The sequence below is a fragment of the Candidatus Pelagibacter giovannonii genome, assembly GCF_012276695.1.
Classification (GTDB): Bacteria; Pseudomonadota; Alphaproteobacteria; order Pelagibacterales; family Pelagibacteraceae; genus Pelagibacter; species Pelagibacter giovannonii.
On sequence record NZ_CP038852.1, the window covers coordinates 965,676 to 983,517 of the forward strand.

Below are 17,842 nucleotides of genomic sequence, written 5' to 3' on the forward strand. Positions count from 1 at the left end.
TTATTTAAATATTTTTGAGAAGTTTTTTCTTGTTCTATTTTTCCAGTCACCTTTATGATAAGCATCACTTGCAATCAAAGGAAGGACACTAGTTGCTTCTGCAAAAACCATTTGTTCTTTTGCAATATCTACCTTACCCCAAGAGCTTGCTTCTTTTAATGTAGAGCTGCTGCAAGCACCATCTCTAGAATCTGCTACTGTAATTTGTACTGCATACTTATGCATCTCAACCTCTTTTCCTAAAAGTTCAGCACAGATAACTGTATCTTGAACAAAGTTTTTTGGTACTCCTCCACCAATCATAAATAAGCCAGATCCTTTTGATTGAATCTTTATTTCAGTTAATTCACGAAGCTCTCTAATAGAATCTATTGTAATATGATTTTTAGGATTATTTTCTTGGTGTGTGACCAATCCAAAACCAGCACTTGAGTCTGTAAATGCAGGACAAAAAATGGGAACATTATTGTCATATGCGGTTTCAATCAAAGAATCTTTTTTTTTAGAATTTTTCTTTAAATATTTTCCCATTTCATAGATGAATTCTCTTGATGTGTAACTTCTTGGATCAAGTGTATCTGCTATTTCACATATTTTTTGATCACATTCCTGCAATTCTTCTTCATCAATATATGTATCATAAATCCTATCTATATAATTTTTTCTTAATTCAGTATCATCTTGAAACTGTGAACCTTGGTAATGTTTAAAGCCTAAAGCTTCAAAAAAATCCATATCAACTATTGAAGCTCCTGTAGCAATAATTGCATCAACCATATTATATTTAACTAAATCTTTATAAATATTCATACATCCTGCAGCAGAAGTTGACCCAGCAAGTGTTAAAAAAATTGTGCAATCCTTATCTTGAATCATTTCATTAAAAATATTGGCCGCATTCGCTGTTTCTCTTGAAACAAAAGACATTTTTTCCATTGAGGAAATTATCTTTCTTGCATCAAACGAAGTAATATCGATGTGTTCAACTGGACTTTGTAAGAAGCTTTTTTTGCTATTATGAATAAAATTTTTGTTTTCTGACATTAAGCAACTAATATACCTTTATTGCTCTCTTTACCATATAACGTCATTATAGGTTCGTCTTCCACTTCATAAATTTCATTAGAATAAAAACCATTAAATTGAGTTCTAAAAGTTAGACCGTAGGCCCCAAGCTGACCTAGTTCAATATAATCATTTTCCTTAATATTGTTTGGAAGTAGAAAAGGTCCCTTCATATAGTCCATGCTATCACAAGTAGGCCCATAAAAATTAAAAGCAGTTAATTTTTTTGATATTATTTTTCCATTTTTAATTAATCGAGAAGGGTAAACTATGTTTGGTGTACCAGCATCAAAAAGAGTTCCATACGTTCCATCATTTATATAAAGTTTTTGTTTTTTTTTAAGATTTACTCGTACGATTGTTGATCCACTTTCAGCAACTAATGCCCTTCCGGGTTCACATAATATTTTAGGAAGTTTTTCCAATTTTAAGTTTAATAAACCTTTTTTTATTTCTTCAAAATAACTGTCCAAAGATTGAGGTACAAGATCTGGATATATAGCGGGAAATCCACCACCAATATTAATATAATCTGGAATAATTTTTGTTTTTCTTATTATATTTCCAATATCTGCAATTCCTTTTGAATAAGAAATTGGATGCATACATTGAGACCCTACATGAAAACTTAACCCTACTTTTTTTGCATATTGCTTTGTTAATCTTAACAAACCAATTGCTTCAGATATTAATGCTCCAAATTTTTTAGATAAATCTATTTCAGCATGTTCATTTGAAACAGCTACTCTTACAAATAACTCAAGGTCTTTTGCTTGATTAGTTGCTTCGATAATCTTTATCAATTCATCTTTAGTGTCTAAAGAAAAAGCTTTAATATTATAATTAAAGTAAGCCTCTTTAATATTTTCTCTACTTTTAACAGTATGCATATATGAACATTTTGCATCTGGGGAGATCGCTCTTATGTCTTTAATTTCTTGAATAGAGGCCACATCAAAGTTTTCTATCCCACTCTCTACTATTGTTTTTAAAACCTCAGGATGTGAGTTGGTTTTGACAGCATATAGCACTTTGCCTGAAAATTTATTTCTAAAATAAGTGGAAGCTGAATGTATTGATTTTTTCCTAATACAATAAATAGGCTTTTCTGGTTTTAGTTGATTTATAAGCTCATCAACTGTTTTAAATTTTTGCATTTCATATGTCCCCAAAAAAAATTTAATAAAAAAAAGTTTTTAAATACATAAAAACTTTCATATAAATTATGCAATTAAGGCAATACTTAATTAATGTAAAGCAAATAATAGGTGTTGAAATTATAAGATAAGGCACCATATTAATAACATGGTTGGACTAACTAATTTAAAAAAATTAAGTGATTTTGATAATAAATCCTTATTAATCGTTGATGATGACAATCCTTTTAGAGATAGGCTTGCAAGAGCAATGGAAAAAAAAGGGTTTGAGGTTTTTCAAGCTGAGGGTGTACAAAAAGGAATACTGTCTGTTAAAGAAAAAAAACCAGCGTTTGCAGTTGTTGACCTAAGACTAGCCGATGGAAATGGGCTTGAAGTAGTAAAGCAAATTCAAATTTCTAATCCAAGAAGTAGAATTATAATGTTAACAGGATATGGAAATATTCCAACGGCTGTAGCTGCGATTAAAGAAGGTGCAATTGATTACCTTGCAAAACCAGCAGACGCAGATGATGTTGAGAAAGCATTATTAGCCGATCCAGAGAAAAAAGCTGAACCACCAGAAAACCCCATGTCAGCTGATAGAGTTAAATGGGAGCACATTCATAGAGTTTTTGAACTATGTAATAGAAATGTATCTGAAACTGCTAGAAGACTTAAAATGCACAGAAGAACATTGCAAAGAATTTTATCTAAAAGATCGCCTAGATAAATTTTCTAAATTTAATAATTTTTTTAGCCAATATAGTTAATAAACAAATCTTGAATAATTCAGCTAATAAAAATGGTGTAACTCCTAATTGAAGAATTGGCTTGTCCCATCCAATTAAAATTCCCAACCAAATAGCACCAAATATATAGATTACAGAAACAGAAAATATTAATTTTCCAAAAATTATAAAAATGTTTTTGTTAAAATTTAAATAGCCTGCAAAAAAAGAAGCAAATAAAAATCCAATTAAGTATCCCATTGTTGGACCAGTAAAATAAACTATTCCAACACCTTTTTCTGGTGAGTTAGAAAATACAGGCATTCCTAGAATACCCTCTAGAAGATAAACAGCTACAGATGCCAGGCCAATTTTATATCCAAAAGCAATTCCCAAAAAAAGAACTACAAAGGTTTGCATTGTCATAGGCACAGGATAAAATGGTATTTTTAATTTAGCTGAAATAGTTAAAACCATTGTTCCTATAAAAATTAGAATAAATGTTTTTAATACTTTTTGAATTGAATTAGTTTTTAATAGATCCATATTTACAAATTACTATTTATTAATGTGATAATCTAGTTTTTTATTAGTCTTAAAAAAACATCCTCTAAATCACCATCATCAGTTGAAATGTCTATAATTTTGACGTTATTTTTCTTAATTAAATTAATTAATTCATCTATATTAATTTTACTTTTTTCATAAGAAACACAAACCTCATTATCTATGTGTGAAACTATTTTTAAAGATTCTAGATCATCATCATTAATATTAATCTTTGTGTCAGTTTTAAAAGTTACTTTTTTGGTTTGAATTCTATTTAATAAATTCTTAGTGCTGTCTAGAGCAACAATATTTCCTTTATTTAATATAGCTATTCTTCCACACATTTTCTCAGCCTCCTCAAGATAATGAGTTGTTAGAATGATGGTTACACCAAGTTCATTGAGTAATTTTACATTTTTCCATAAATTTTGTCTTAACTCAACATCAACGCCAGCCGTGGGCTCATCTAAAATAACTATTGGTGGTTGATGAACTAGAGCTTTAGCCACTAGTAATCTTCTTTTCATTCCACCAGATAAACTTCTAGCATAGCTGTCAGCTTGTTTTTCTAGGGATACCAATTTTAGTATCGTATCTGTAATTCTATCTTTTTCTTTAATTCCATAGAGACCAGCCTGTAATTCTAATAATTTTCTTGGGCTAAAAAATGGATCAAGATTTACTTCTTGTGGAACTATTCCAACCGAAGCTCTAACTTGTCTTGGATTTTTATCTAAGTCAAAACCCCAGACATTTACTTGTCCAGCTGTTTTTACCACTGTTCCAGCTAAAATGTTTATAAATGTCGTCTTCCCAGCACCATTGGGACCAAGAAGCCCAAAAATTTCTCCTTCTTTCACGTCCAAGTTTAAATCATTTAATGCAAGGTTGTCCCTAGCCTGTTTATTTGAATAAATTTTTTTTAAGTTTTTAATAGAAAGTATATTTTTTTGCTCCATGCGTGTTAATACATTTATAGTATTTAAAATTATTAAGATAATATTATTTAATGGATAAAATAAAAAAAACAGACCATTTTTATTTAATAGATGGTTCAGGTTATATTTTTAGAGCTTATTACGCATTGCCACCCCTAACTAGAAAAAGTGATGGTCTTCCAGTTGGTGCAGTTAGTGGATTTTGTAGTATGCTATTTAAACTATTGGAGGATTCAAAATCAAATGAAAATCTTCAAAAACCCACCCACTTTGCTGTAATATTTGATGCAGCTAGAAAAACTTTTAGAAATGAAATTTATTCAGACTACAAAGCTAATAGATCAGAAGCCCCAGATGATTTGGCACCACAGTTTGAATATATAAGAAAGTCTGTGGTTGCTTTTAATTTACCATCTGTAGATCTTCCAAATTATGAGGCAGATGATCTAATAGCTACATATGCAGAGCAAATTTTAGCAAAGGGTGCGAAGGTAACAATAGTCTCTTCAGATAAAGACTTGATGCAACTGTATAGAAAAGATGTTCGTATATTCGATCCAATGAAAAATAAATTCATAACACCCGAGGATATAGTAACCAAATTTGGAGTTGGTCCTGAAAAAGTTATTGATGTTCAATCTTTAGCTGGAGATAGTAGTGATAATGTTCCTGGAGTTCCAGGTATAGGGGTTAAAACTGCAGCAGAACTGATTAATAAGTATGGAACTTTAGAAAAGTTATTAGATAACGCTCAAGAAATAAAACAAAATAAACGAAGAGAAACACTTATAGAAAACAAAGATAAAGCGATAATTAGTAAAAAATTAGTGACACTGATGAAGGATGCCCCAGTAGAAAGAAAGATAGAAGAATTTCATTTAAAGGGGATTGATAAAGATATGCTATATAAATTTTTAAGAGAAATGGAGTTTAATAGGCTACTTAGCTCTGTCATTTCTGCATATGGAGAACCTGAGCTAGGAGAAATCATAAAAGAGACAAAACCTGAAAAAAAACAACAAAATATAAATAAAAAAAATTATCATCTCATCACTAATGAAAAAGAAATAGATGAGTGGATTAACGAAGCAGAAGAAGCTGGAGAACTAGCAATTGATACTGAAACTAGTTCATTAGATGCACATCAGGCTGATCTAGTAGGAATCTCATTAAGTACTAAAATTGGTAAGGCTTGTTACATTCCAATTGGTCATAAATTTAAAGGATGTTTGAAAAAAGAAGCTGTAATTAAAAAACTAAAACCACTTTTAGAAGATAAGAGTGTAAAAAAGATTGGTCAAAATATTAAGTTTGATTTTATTGTCCTGTTTAAACAGGGAATAAATATGAATTCAATGGAAGACACAATGTTGATGTCTTATGTATTAGATGCTGGAAAAAATAGACATAACATGGATACCTTGTCTGAGATTCATCTACAGCATAAAACAATTTCATTTAAAGAAATTGTTGGCACAGGCAAGAAAGAAATAAATTTTAGTGATGTAGAGCTAGATAAAGCAATGGAGTACGCTGCTGAAGATGCTGATATTACTTATAGATTATATAAAATATTTAGTAAAAATTTAAAATTAGAAAAATTAACTAACATTTATGAGATTTTTGAAAAACCTTTAATTAAGATATTATCATTTATGGAGATTGAAGGAATAAAGATTGATAATAAATTTCTAAAGGTATTATCTAAAAAATTTGAAAAAAAGATCAATAAGCTAGAAAAAGAAGTTTTTAAAATTTCAAAAAAAGAATTTAATATTGCCTCACCAAAACAATTAGGTGAAATTATTTACAATGATTTAAAGATTGCTGTACTTAAAAAAACTAGAAAAGGAAGCTTTGCCACAAATGCAAGTGTATTGGAAGATTTAGCATTTAAAGGGCATGAATTTCCTAAATTAATTTTAGATTGGCGACAAGTATCTAAACTTAAAAATACTTATTCAGATGCTTTACCTGAACATATTAATCCAATAACTAAAAGAGTGCATACCTCATTCTTGTTGGCAGCAACAACAACAGGAAGATTAGCTTCCAGTGATCCAAATCTACAAAATATTCCCATTAAATCAGAGGATGGAAAGAATATAAGAAAAGCTTTTATAGCAGAAAAAGAGTTCACATTGATATCTGCAGATTATAACCAGATAGAAATGAGAATTTTAGCTGACTTGGCAGAAGTTAAAGAATTGAAAAAAGCGTTTAGTAACAATGAAGATATTCACTCACTTACAGCAAGCCAAGTATTTAATGTTGATATTAAAAAAGTAGACCAAGATATGAGAAGGAAGGCCAAGGCTATTAATTTTGGGATAATTTATGGTATTTCACAATACGGACTTGCAAAACAAATCAACGTTTCAAATCACGAAGCAGATGAATTTTTAAATGCTTATTTCTTAAAATTTCCTGAAATAAAAATTTATATGGATAATACAATTAAGTTTTGTAGAAAAAGTGGCTATGTAAATAATATTTTTGGCCGAAGATCTCACTTTAATGGAATTAATGATAAAAATTTCAATGTAAGAAATTTTCAAGAAAGAGCAGCTATTAATGCTCCCATTCAAGGTTCAGCATCTGAAATCATGCGACTTGCAATGATTAGACTTAATCAAAAATTTAAAAGTATTAAAAATAATAAATCAAAAATATTATTACAAATTCATGATGAACTAATTTTTGAGGTTCCAGTAAAAGAAGTTAAAAATATAACTGAAATAATTAAGGATGAAATGACAAGTGTTACAGAAAGTGATTTACACACTTTTTCGACACCATTGACGGTAGATGTGAATACAGGGGACAATTGGGGGATACTTCATTAATTTATCTCCATTGCCTAAATTAGAACAATTTAGTATTTTTAAAGTAGATTATGCAAACACAAACAATAGCTCTTATTGATGATGATAGAAATATACTTACAAGTATAAGTATAGCCCTTGAAAAAGAAGGTTTTAAAGTTCAAACATATATTGATGGGGAAGGTGCTTTAATTGGGTTAACTAGAAATCCACCAGATCTTGCCGTTATTGATATAAAAATGCCAAAAATGGATGGTGAAGAACTTTTACAAAAATTAAGAAAAAAAACTTCCTTACCTGTAATTTTTTTAACTTCAAAAGATGATGAGATAGATGAACTATTAGGCTTAAAGTTGGGTGCGGATGATTTTATAAAAAAATCAGGAGGTTTTTCTATTAAAGTTTTAATAGAAAGAATAAGAATTCAACTTAGAAAAAAAGATATTAGTAACAATCTTGAAGATACAAAAAATATTATTTCACACGGGAAGTTAAAACTTGACCCTTCACAACTTGAATGCGAATGGGATAATAAGCAATTACCAGATAAACTTACCACTACAGAATTTTTAATAGTTAAAGAATTAGCAAAGAGACCAGGAATAATAAAAGAAAGAGCTCAACTTATGGACATTGCTTATCGAGAAGATACAGATATTGAAGATAGAACTATTGATAGTCATGTTAAAAGAATTAGAAAAAAATTTAAGAAAGTTGACCCTGATTTTACAGCTATAGAAACAAGATATGGCAGTGGATACAGATGGAACGTTAGTTAATGTTCAGTAATTTTCTAAAAAGTTTATCTATATTAAAAAAATTTTTATTTATTAATTTGGTCATTTTTTTAATTATAGGGTGTTTAACAGCTCTTTACATTAGCAATGCAAAACCTAATTTAATAAAAAATAAAACATCCAAACATATTCAGATAATTAACAATACAATTGAGCATATTTTAAGGTTAAATATAAAATTTGAAGAAGAAGATATTAGAAGATTTTTATTTTCAACAAGATTTTTATTTCAAAACTTAGATAGAGTTATCTTATTTGATAATCAATTTAATTTAGTAGGTGATACTGATACGCTAGATTTAGACCCAAGATCCTTTTCTAGTAGACTGGATATAGTTGAGCTAGAAATATTAGATAAAGAAAAAAGCAAAAAAATTGTAGAAACGAAAAATATAAATAAAGAAAAAACAGTTTCACTCAAAGATATTCTTACAAATTATTCATGGTCAAAAGATTATGGAAAACCCTTTACCTTTACTCAGGAAGGTTATGATCAGTTTTTACTAACAACAGTTAAAAATATAACATTGAATGGAGTTAATATCGGATACCTAGCAATTTCAGAAAATGCTAATGATGTAAAATCTGCTATTGATGAAAGAAAAACATTTATTCTAAGAACTGCAATATTTATAATTATAGTAATATTTATATTCTCTTTTGTTTTAAATAGATATTTTCTTAAGCCTATAAAGAACTTAGTAGCGTATACAAAAATTATAAAAGAAAAGAGTAAAAAAAAAACAAATATTAATGAACTTAAAAGTAGAAATGACGAGTTAGGAACTTTGTCAAATTCGTTAGATGATATGACAAGCGAACTTCAAAAAAGAATTTCACATGCAGAAAATTTTTCAACTGATCTTGTTCATGAGATAAGAAACCCCCTAACATCATTAAAAAGTGCTTCAGAAATATTGAACGAGACTAATGATCAATCTCAAAGAAGCAAATTAATTGATATTCTCAATCATGATGTTCAAAGAATTGAAAGATTGATCACTGATTATTCTCAAATACTAAAAGATGAGGTTGCATTAAGTAAAGAAAAAATGAAAAAAATTAATCTCAAGTTAATTGCAAGATCTGTAGTAGATGATTTTAATAATATTTATGAAGCAAAAAGAGGGATTAAAATAATGCTAAATGATCAAGATGATCAAGAAAAATATTTTATCAATGGAATTGAGAATAGAATTGAACAAATTATTGCAAATTTATTAGATAATTCAATTTCATTTAGTGAAGATAACAAAAAAATCTTAGTTGAAATTTACAAAGGAGATAAAGATAAAATTATTTTAAAAGTTATTGATGAAGGTAAAGGGTTTAAGGAGACAGATACTAAAAAAATATTTAATAGATTCTATAGTAATAGACCAGATACTTTTGGCGAACACTCTGGTTTAGGTCTGAATATAGTAAAAAACCTTGTTGACCTTCATAGTGCAACTATTAATGCCTCAAATAATGCAACACAAGAAGGAGCAAATGTTGAGATTGTCTTCCCTAAAATCTAATCATAAGTTGATTAATTAAATTTTTATTATATAAAACTGAGCAATGGATGATTTTAAAGTTAAAGACATATCGCTAGCAGGCTTTGGAAGAAAAGAAATTTCAATAGCTGAAAGTGAAATGCCTGGCCTAATGGCATTAAGAGAAGAATATTCAGGAAAAGCACCTTTAAAAGGAGCAAGAATATTGGGATGCCTTCATATGACAATTCAAACGGCAGTTTTAATTGAAACTTTAGTAGAACTTGGAGCAGAAGTTAGATGGTCTTCTTGTAATATTTTTTCAACACAAGATCATGCTGCTGCAGCAATAGCTAAAGCAGGAATACCAGTTTTTGCTTGGAAAGGTGAAACTGAAGAGGAAGCTATATGGTGCATAAGACAAACAATAGAAGGTAAAAAAGACTGGAAAGCAAATATGCTACTAGATGATGGTGGTGATTTAACTGCAATGATGCATAGCGATTACAAAGATTTGTTAAAGGAAGTAAAAGGTGTTTCAGAAGAAACAACTACTGGAATTAAAGCATTAAACAAAATGGAAAAAGATGGAACATTAATGATTCCAGCAATTAATGTTAACGACTCAGTTACAAAATCAAAATTTGATAACCTATATGGTTGTAGAGAAAGTTTAGTAGATGGAATTAGAAGAGCCACAGATGTCATGATGTCTGGTAAAGTTGCAATTGTTGCAGGCTTTGGTGATGTTGGAAAGGGTAGTGCTGCATCTTTAAGACAAAGTGGTGCAAGAGTTATGGTTACAGAAGCAGATCCAATTTGTGCACTCCAAGCAGCAATGGAAGGCTATGAAGTAGTTTTAATGGATGAAGCAATAAGTAAAGCAGATATTGTTGTTACAGCCACAGGTAATATAGACATTGTTACTGCAGATCATATGAGAAACATGAAAGACAGAGCAATACTTTGTAATATTGGTCATTTTGATAATGAGATTCAAGTAGAAGCCTTAAAAAATTATAAATGGACAGAGGTAAAACCAGAAGTTGACGAAATAGAATTAGTTGGTGGAAAGAGAATTATTCTTTTAGCCAAAGGTAGACTAGTAAATTTAGGTTGTGCGACAGGGCATCCAAGTTTTGTAATGAGTGCATCATTTACAAATCAAGTAATGGCACAAATTGAGCTTTGGGATAATCATAAAAATTATAAAAATAAAGTTTATGTGTTACCAAAATCACTAGATGAAAAAGTAGCAATGCTTCACTTAAAAAAAGTAGGAGCAAAACTTACAAAACTATCAAAAGACCAAGCTGACTATATAAGCGTTGAAACAGAAGGTCCATTCAAGCCAGATGCTTATCGCTACTAATAGCGAAAAAATAGACATCTCCTTAGAAGATAAAACATCTGAGCTAGCTAAAAGTTTTTCAAGAACACTGCATAAAGGAGATGTAGTTTATTTTAATGGAGAAATAGGAGTAGGAAAAACAACATTTATAAGACACCTCATTAATAATCTTCAACAATTAAACAAAATCAATTTAACTGAAGTTACTAGCCCAACATTTAATTTGGTAAATGAATATGATGTTGGAAATTTTATAATACAGCATTATGATTTGTACAGGTTAACTAACTATAAGGAGATAAAGAATATTGGTTTATTTGAAAATAAAGAAGAAATTGTGACACTAGTTGAATGGCCTGAGAAAATAAAAGAAACTATTGATAACAAAATTGATTTATTTTTTGAATATAATGATGACTTAAATAAAAGGTATTTAACAATTAAAGGAGTTAAAAATAAAAAATAGATGCTTCAAACTACTAATAAATTAAAAAAAATTAAAGGTGATGCATCATTTAGATCTTTTTATAGAAAGTCATCATCGAACAAAAAATCAATTGTAGTTTTTGCTTCTAAGGAAAAAGAAAAAAATTTGTTAATATATGATGCAATAAATAGCCTTCTAATTAAAAATAATGTTTTAGCACCTGCGCTTTATAGTGAGAATTATAAAAAAAGTTATATAGAAATTGAAGATTTTGGAGACGACTCAGTTTTTAGTCTATTAAAAAAAAATAAAAACCAACAAGAAACCCTATACAAAAAATCTGTTGATTTGCTTAGTGTGATTCAAAAAATTAAACAAAATCGATCTAAAAACTTTAAAGGTAAAACTTATAAAATTCCAATTTATAACAATGTTAAATTATTTAATGAGGCAAATTTATTCTGTGAATGGTATGCAAAAAAATTTGTAAAAAAAAATAGATTAACCAAATTTAAAATTGATATAAAAAAACAAATTCAATTTTTACTAATGCACCTTCAATCAAAAGAAAAAGTTTTTGTTCATAGGGACTTTCATGTGTCAAATTTAATGAAGTTTAAAAATAAAATGGGAGTTATCGATTCGCAGGATGCTTTAATTGGAAACAAGGCTTATGATTTAGCCTCCCTAATCGATGATGTTAGATTTAAAACAGATAGAATATTTAAAGACAAAATTTATCGTTATTATCTAAAATTAAATAAAAAAAGAGTTAACAAGGCTACGTTATTGAGTGATTTTGAAATATTATCCATTTTAAGAAATATGAAGATCATTGGAATATTTACAAGATTGGCCATGCGAGATAAAAAAAAGCAATATTTAAAATTAATTCCTTATGCTTGGAAATTAATAGAATTAAGAATTTCTAATAATAAGAAATTTTCTGTGCTCAAAAGCTTACTAGACCTTAATTTTTCAAAAAAAGTAAGAAATCAGAAATGAAAATTAAAACTGCATTAATTTTATGCGCTGGATACGGTAAGCGCTTAAATCCAATAACACTGAAAATTCCTAAACCTCTACTAGAGATAAATGAAATAACTTTATTAGAAAATTGTATTAACTTAATCCACTCTTTGGGAATTAATAAAATATTAATTAACACATTTTACCTAAGTGAAAAAATTGAACAATTTCTTAAAGATAAGAAATTTAATTTAGAAATTAAAATAATAAATGATGGTTCAGAGATTTTAAATACGGGGGGTGGTATTTTGAATATGATAAATTCATCTAATGAAACAGATTTTATTACATTTAATCCAGATACTTTATGGAACGAAAATTATAAGAAATATATTAAAGATATGGAGAAGTTTTATTTTTTAAACAAAGCTAAAAATATACTTTTATTAGCTAATGAAAAATTGAGTTTTGACAAAAATTTGAAAGGTGATTTTAATCTTAAAAAAAATATAATAAAAAAAGATGAACTTAATCGTTTAATTTATACTGGATGCCAGATCCTGAGTAAGAGTTTATTTACCTCATATGAGGTAGGCAATTTTTCAATTTCAAATATTTGGAATAAATTAATTAATAAAGATGAGTTATATGGTTTTGAGAGTTTAGAAGACTTTAGACATTTAACAGATCTTAATATCTATAAACAATTATTAAAAAACTAATAAGTCCTTAGCCCTATCTCGATCTAGGTAAGAGCATTCTTTAACATTTTGCTTTGAATCTAAATTTATCAAAAGTGGATTACCTGTCGGTATTTCAAGTAATGATATCTTTTGTTTATCTAATTTGAATAAGAATTTGCATAGTGCTCTTATAGAATTACCGTGAGCTGAAATTAAAATATTTTCATCATTCTTTATTTTATCTTGAATTTCTTCAACATAAAATTTCATTACTCTTTCGTAGGTATCTTTAAGAGATTCGGTGTCAGGAATATTTTCTTTTGGAATACTTTTATAAACATCTATATTTAATGGGTGATATGGGTTGTTTCTACTTAATGGATCTGGCTTAATATCCCAAGATCTTCTAAAAGCATGAATTTTATCTTCGCCAAGTTTTTCTTTCATTTCGTCTTTATTTAGCCCTGTTAAAGCTCCGTAATGCCTCTCATTTAATTGCCAGGCTCTAACTGGTTCTCTTTTATCTCTTAATGTGTCTTGGATAAATTTTAGTGTGTTGATAGCTCTTAACTGAAATGATGAATAAAAATGATTAATATCAATTTTAATTTCCTTAATATATTCGCCAGCTTTGCAGGCTTCCAATTTTCCTTGTCCAGTGAGATCAACATCAACCCAGCCTGTAAATCTTTTCTCAAGATTCCATTCACTTTGACCATGTCTTACTAAAATTAAATGAGCCATTTGATATATTCTGATAACTGATAAAAGAAATAAAATAAATAAGATTATTATGAAAAATGAAAAACTTTTTTAAAATAGGGTTTTATTCTGCAAATATTATATTGATAATTTTATATTTGTTTCCAGGTAGTATTCTTGGTTGCTTTTTATACAATGATTGTTATATGCAGCCTCAAATTACCAAAGATTTTATTATTTCGTCAAATCATGTTTATGCTTTTATTCTACTTTCAAGCTTAGGAGTATTTTCTTTTTATAATACAAATAAAATTAATTTTTTAAGTGTTTATTTATTTCTATTATCAATCATTTTAGAATTATTTCATATTATTATCCCAAATCGTGGATTTGAGATGAGTGATTTATTTGGAAATATTGTGGGTGTAATATTGGTAATACTTATCTATAAGATTGTAATTAGGTATGTCAAAATTTAAAAGTTATTTTTTAATTTTATTAGTTAATTTTATTACTGGCTGCTCCTCAATACCTCAAAACACCTCGAATAGTTGCTCAATTTTTAATGAAAGATATCTCTGGTATAAACATGCAAAGAATACAGAAAAAAAATGGGGAACCCCAATTTATATTCAGTTAGCTATAATTAAGATGGAATCAGACTTTGATTGGTTAGCTAAACCACCAAGACAAAAACTATTTAAGATTATACCATTTAAGAGACCCTCTAGTTCATTTGGATATTCACAAGCAGTTAAGGGAACCTGGGAACAATATAAAAAAGAAACTGGAAATAAGTTAGCAACAAGAACAAGGTTTAAAGATAGTGTAGACTTTATTGGTTGGTACACAGACAAAACCGAATCTCTTTTAAAGATTTCTAAGAAAGATGCTTTTAGGCAATACCTTGCATATCATGAAGGGTGGGGTGGTTATAAAAATTATAAGAATAATCAGAAAGTTATAGGCTTAGCCAAAAAAGTAGAAAAACAATCTAATAAATATAAGTCGCAATTAGAAGATTGTCAGAAAAGATTAAATAAAAATAAATTTATTATATTCTAACGAAGTTGTTTCTTTAACTCAATATCAACAGCATCTATTCGTTTTGTATTCTTTGCTAATATTAAATACATGGTTGGAGTTACATATAGTGTAAAGAATGTTGATATAATCATTCCACCTAGAATAGTAGCGCCCACAGCTAGTCTTGAAGCCTCACCAGCACCCGGTCCAATATTTCCTATAACTAAAGGCATCATTGCGATCATTGTACTTATTGACGTCATCATTATGGGTCTAAATCTTAATTGGCAAGCTTCTTTAACAGACGTTTCTATATTTTTTCCAGCTGTTCTTAACTGATTAGCATAATCAACAATTAGAATACTATTTTTAGTCGATATTCCAATCAGAATGACAAGTGCTATTTGTGAGAAGATATTTATAGAACTATTCAAAAAGAGGATGAAGACCAAACCTCCAAACAAAGCTAGTGGAACAGTTAACATAATAATAAATGGATGAATAAATGAATTAAAGGTTGCAGCCATTACTAGATAGGCAGTTAGAAATGCTAATCCAAAAATAATAAACAGTTCATTACTAGTTTCTTTTATTTCTTCTGATTTACCCTTCCAAGCAATTTGATTAGCGGGACTTACTTCTTCAATAGTTTTTTCTAAATATTTTATTGCTTCAGTTAGAGTATAATCTGGAGATATATTTGCAGATATAGTGACAGCTCTTTGTCTGTTATATCTAGCTAATTTTTTTGCAGACCCACTTTCATTAAATTCAACTAAATTTGCCAAAGAAATTAATTTTCCAGTAGTTTCTGACCTAACAAATATTTTTGAAAGTCCCTCTTGGGATCTTCGATCAGTTAAATATTGTTGAAGAATAATTGGATATTCTTTACCAAGTTTATTAAATTTAGTTACCGTTTTTCCACCATAAAGAGTCTCTAGTGTCTTACCAATTGCCTCAGTGGATACACCCAGATCTTTAGCTTTATTTTTATTTATTTGTAGCTTTATTTCAGGTTTATTTCTTGAATAGTCTGATTCTAGTCTTGATAAATTTCTATTTTTTCTTAATTTGTTAATGACCTTAGACTGTATTTCCTCTAATTCTTCATAAGTACTTCCTAATATTACCATTTGAACTGGCTTATTATAACTTGATACCCTGATTGATTGAGGTGATATTGGGAATGCAACTGTCTCTGGCACAGACACTATTTTGCCTATAGCTTTTCTCATTACACTTAGAGAGCCTTCTTTTCGATTTTTCCAATCATCCAATAGTGCAATTATTATGAAACTATTAAATGAATTCTTATTACTCCCAAATCCAGGAACTCGCATAATAAACCTTTTATAAGGGCTATTATCTGCTTGAAGTAGAGGAATTAATCTCTTTTCAACATCTTCAGCTCTTTTTTCAGTGTATTCAAAAGAACTTCCTTCATCCGTAAAACCAAGCACAAGGTAAACACCACGGTCTTCCATTGGCATCAATTCTTTTTTTGTTATTGTAAATAATATTCCAGATCCAATAATAATTAAAATCATGAATGAAATTATGGTTTTCTTTTTATTTAACCAAAAAATCAAAGTTTCTTGATAGAATCTTGAGAATGCTTGAAAAAATCTATCAAAATGTCTTACTACAAAATTTTGTTTTGGTTCTTTTTTTAAAAATTTACTACCAAGCATCGGTGACAAAGTAAGAGCCACAAAAGAAGATACCACAACTGAAAATGACAGTGCTATAGCAGTCTCTCTGAATAATGTTCCTGCGATACCATCTATAAAAATTAAAGGAAGAAAAACAGCTACTAAAATTAAAGTTGTAGCAATAATTGCAAAGCTAATTTGCTTTGAGCCTTTATAAGCTGCAACTAAAGGGCTCTCTCCATTTTCAATTCTTCTATAAATTGCATCTGTCATTATTACTGAATCATCAGTAATTATTCCAATAGCTAGGATAAAACTTAATAGAACAAAAATATTTATTGATAATCCAAATAAATAGATACCTAAAAAAGATGCTATTAAACTTACAGGCAAAGCAACAGCTGGAACAATTACTGCTTTTAAATTGCCTAAAAATAAATAAATAATTATTACTACGAGAATAAAAGCGATTATTAATGTCTTATAAACTTCTTCAATAGCAGTACCTACATAGGTTGCTCTATTGAAGGCTACTTCTATATTTAGATCTCCAGGTAGTGTTTTCTTAACTTCTATGATTTTTTTTTTAATCTCTTTTGACAGCTCTACTGTCGAAGCACCACTTTTTGCATAAATACCAATCCCAACTGTAGTCAAATCTAAAGCACCTTTCCTTTGCGCTTTGAAAAGATTTTTTTCTGAAACTGGTCCAAATTCGATGTTGGCAATATCAGAAAGTCTTACAATATTATTTTGAATTTTTTTTATAGGTATTAATTTTAATTTTTCTAAATTATCATAAGATTTTTCTAAATTTAAAGTTAAGTCAATATTATTGGCTTCTAAAGTGCCTGCTGGAAGACTAATATTTTCTTTTCTTAAAGATTGCTCAACTTCTTGAATAGTTAAATTATTTGCCGCTAACTTAATTGGATCTATCCAAACTCTAACACTTAAATCTCTTAAACCACCAGTCCTAATAGTTCCAACATTTTTAACACTAGAAAATTTATCAACTAGATTTCTTTCAACATAGTCTCCAAGCTCTAAATCATCCCAAGTTGCAGAAGTTACTGAAAGCCACATAGTGGTTGTAAAACCAGCTGATTGCTTAAGTATTTGAGGAGCATCAGCTTCACTTGGTAATCGACCAACAATTCTGGCAACTCTTTCTCTAATATCATTTGCTGCATTATCTAAATCAATATCAGTATTAAACTCTACATTTATTGTGCTGCTTCCATTTTCCGATTTTGAGTCAATATTTTTAATCCCTTCAGCACCACCTACAACATCTTCTATAATTTGAGTTACCTCTTGATCAATTATAGGTGCAGATGCAGATTTATAATCTACTTTAATTTGAACTACTGGAGGCTGTAAACCATCAGGTAATTCTCTTACTGGCAATTTTGAAAAAACAAATATTCCAAAAACAATTAATATAAGAGACATTACCCAAGCAACAACAGGTCTTCTTATACTAACATCTGTTATATACATTTAATTA

General features: G+C 28.9%; 16 protein-coding genes. 10 read left to right on the plus strand and 6 right to left on the minus strand.

What is annotated here, in order from left to right:
- A complete protein-coding gene (locus tag E5R92_RS05330; protein WP_168607054.1) occupies positions 1–1,044 on the minus strand; it encodes a 1,9-bis(guanidino)-5-aza-nonane synthase in 1,044 nt (347 codons plus the stop codon).
- Entirely contained in the window at positions 1,044–2,222 is a 1,179-nt protein-coding gene (locus tag E5R92_RS05335) for a type III PLP-dependent enzyme (protein ID WP_168607055.1), read from the minus strand. The genes E5R92_RS05330 and E5R92_RS05335 overlap by 1 nt, the downstream gene beginning before the upstream one ends.
- A gap of 148 nt (positions 2,223–2,370) precedes the next feature.
- Here E5R92_RS05335 and E5R92_RS05340 point away from each other — a divergent pair, with 148 nt between their 5' ends.
- Positions 2,371–2,934, plus strand: coding sequence for an ActR/PrrA/RegA family redox response regulator transcription factor (locus E5R92_RS05340; protein WP_168607056.1), 564 nt, complete (start codon positions 2,371–2,373; stop codon positions 2,932–2,934).
- Here the strand turns inward: E5R92_RS05340 and E5R92_RS05345 are convergent.
- On the minus strand, positions 2,927–3,478 hold the full coding sequence (locus E5R92_RS05345; protein WP_168607057.1) for a biotin transporter BioY: 552 nt from the start codon (positions 3,476–3,478) through the stop codon (positions 2,927–2,929). The two genes, E5R92_RS05340 and E5R92_RS05345, sit on opposite strands and share 8 nt — an antisense overlap.
- A gap of 32 nt (positions 3,479–3,510) precedes the next feature.
- The gene (locus E5R92_RS05350; RefSeq protein WP_168607058.1) at positions 3,511–4,440 is read right to left on the minus strand and encodes an ABC transporter ATP-binding protein; all 930 of its coding nucleotides are present in this window, start codon (positions 4,438–4,440) and stop codon (positions 3,511–3,513) included.
- Between the two features lie 50 nt (positions 4,441–4,490).
- On the opposite strand from E5R92_RS05350, the gene polA reads away from it, so the two are divergent.
- The 7 genes from polA to E5R92_RS05385 are packed head-to-tail and all read left to right on the plus strand — an operon-like array spanning position 4,491 to position 12,988.
- Positions 4,491–7,265, plus strand: a complete 2,775-nt coding sequence (polA, locus tag E5R92_RS05355; protein ID WP_168607059.1) for a DNA polymerase I — start codon at positions 4,491–4,493, stop codon at positions 7,263–7,265.
- 50 nt (positions 7,266–7,315) lie between these two features.
- Positions 7,316–8,023 carry a response regulator transcription factor gene (locus E5R92_RS05360; protein WP_168607060.1) on the plus strand — a complete coding sequence of 236 codons (708 nt, stop codon included), beginning with the start codon at positions 7,316–7,318 and terminating at the stop codon, positions 8,021–8,023.
- Positions 8,023–9,561, plus strand: coding sequence for a sensor histidine kinase (locus tag E5R92_RS05365; RefSeq protein ID WP_168607061.1), 1,539 nt, complete (start codon positions 8,023–8,025; stop codon positions 9,559–9,561). Before E5R92_RS05360 ends, E5R92_RS05365 begins: the two co-directional genes overlap by 1 nt.
- Before the next feature lie 43 nt (positions 9,562–9,604).
- Entirely contained in the window at positions 9,605–10,891 is a 1,287-nt protein-coding gene (ahcY, locus tag E5R92_RS05370; RefSeq protein ID WP_168607062.1) for an adenosylhomocysteinase, read from the plus strand.
- Entirely contained in the window at positions 10,875–11,336 is a 462-nt protein-coding gene (gene tsaE / locus E5R92_RS05375; protein WP_168607063.1) for a tRNA (adenosine(37)-N6)-threonylcarbamoyltransferase complex ATPase subunit type 1 TsaE, read from the plus strand. Before ahcY ends, tsaE begins: the two co-directional genes overlap by 17 nt.
- The gene (locus tag E5R92_RS05380) at positions 11,337–12,302 is read left to right on the plus strand and encodes an aminoglycoside phosphotransferase family protein (RefSeq protein ID WP_168607064.1); all 966 of its coding nucleotides are present in this window, start codon (positions 11,337–11,339) and stop codon (positions 12,300–12,302) included.
- The gene (locus tag E5R92_RS05385) at positions 12,299–12,988 is read left to right on the plus strand and encodes a sugar phosphate nucleotidyltransferase (protein ID WP_168607065.1); all 690 of its coding nucleotides are present in this window, start codon (positions 12,299–12,301) and stop codon (positions 12,986–12,988) included. The genes E5R92_RS05380 and E5R92_RS05385 overlap by 4 nt, the downstream gene beginning before the upstream one ends.
- Here the strand turns inward: E5R92_RS05385 and E5R92_RS05390 are convergent.
- A complete protein-coding gene (locus tag E5R92_RS05390; protein ID WP_168607066.1) occupies positions 12,977–13,693 on the minus strand; it encodes a 2,3-bisphosphoglycerate-dependent phosphoglycerate mutase in 717 nt (238 codons plus the stop codon). The two genes, E5R92_RS05385 and E5R92_RS05390, sit on opposite strands and share 12 nt — an antisense overlap.
- Positions 13,694–13,749: 56 nt before the next feature.
- Between E5R92_RS05390 and E5R92_RS05395 the strand changes: the two genes are divergently transcribed.
- Positions 13,750–14,130, plus strand: coding sequence for a hypothetical protein (locus E5R92_RS05395; RefSeq protein ID WP_168607067.1), 381 nt, complete (start codon positions 13,750–13,752; stop codon positions 14,128–14,130).
- Positions 14,117–14,716, plus strand: coding sequence for a transglycosylase SLT domain-containing protein (locus tag E5R92_RS05400; protein WP_168607068.1), 600 nt, complete (start codon positions 14,117–14,119; stop codon positions 14,714–14,716). Before E5R92_RS05395 ends, E5R92_RS05400 begins: the two co-directional genes overlap by 14 nt.
- Here E5R92_RS05400 and E5R92_RS05405 read toward each other — a convergent pair.
- Positions 14,713–17,835 carry an efflux RND transporter permease subunit gene (locus E5R92_RS05405; RefSeq protein WP_168607069.1) on the minus strand — a complete coding sequence of 1,041 codons (3,123 nt, stop codon included), beginning with the start codon at positions 17,833–17,835 and terminating at the stop codon, positions 14,713–14,715. The two genes, E5R92_RS05400 and E5R92_RS05405, sit on opposite strands and share 4 nt — an antisense overlap.
- Positions 17,836–17,842: the final 7 nt, after the last annotated feature.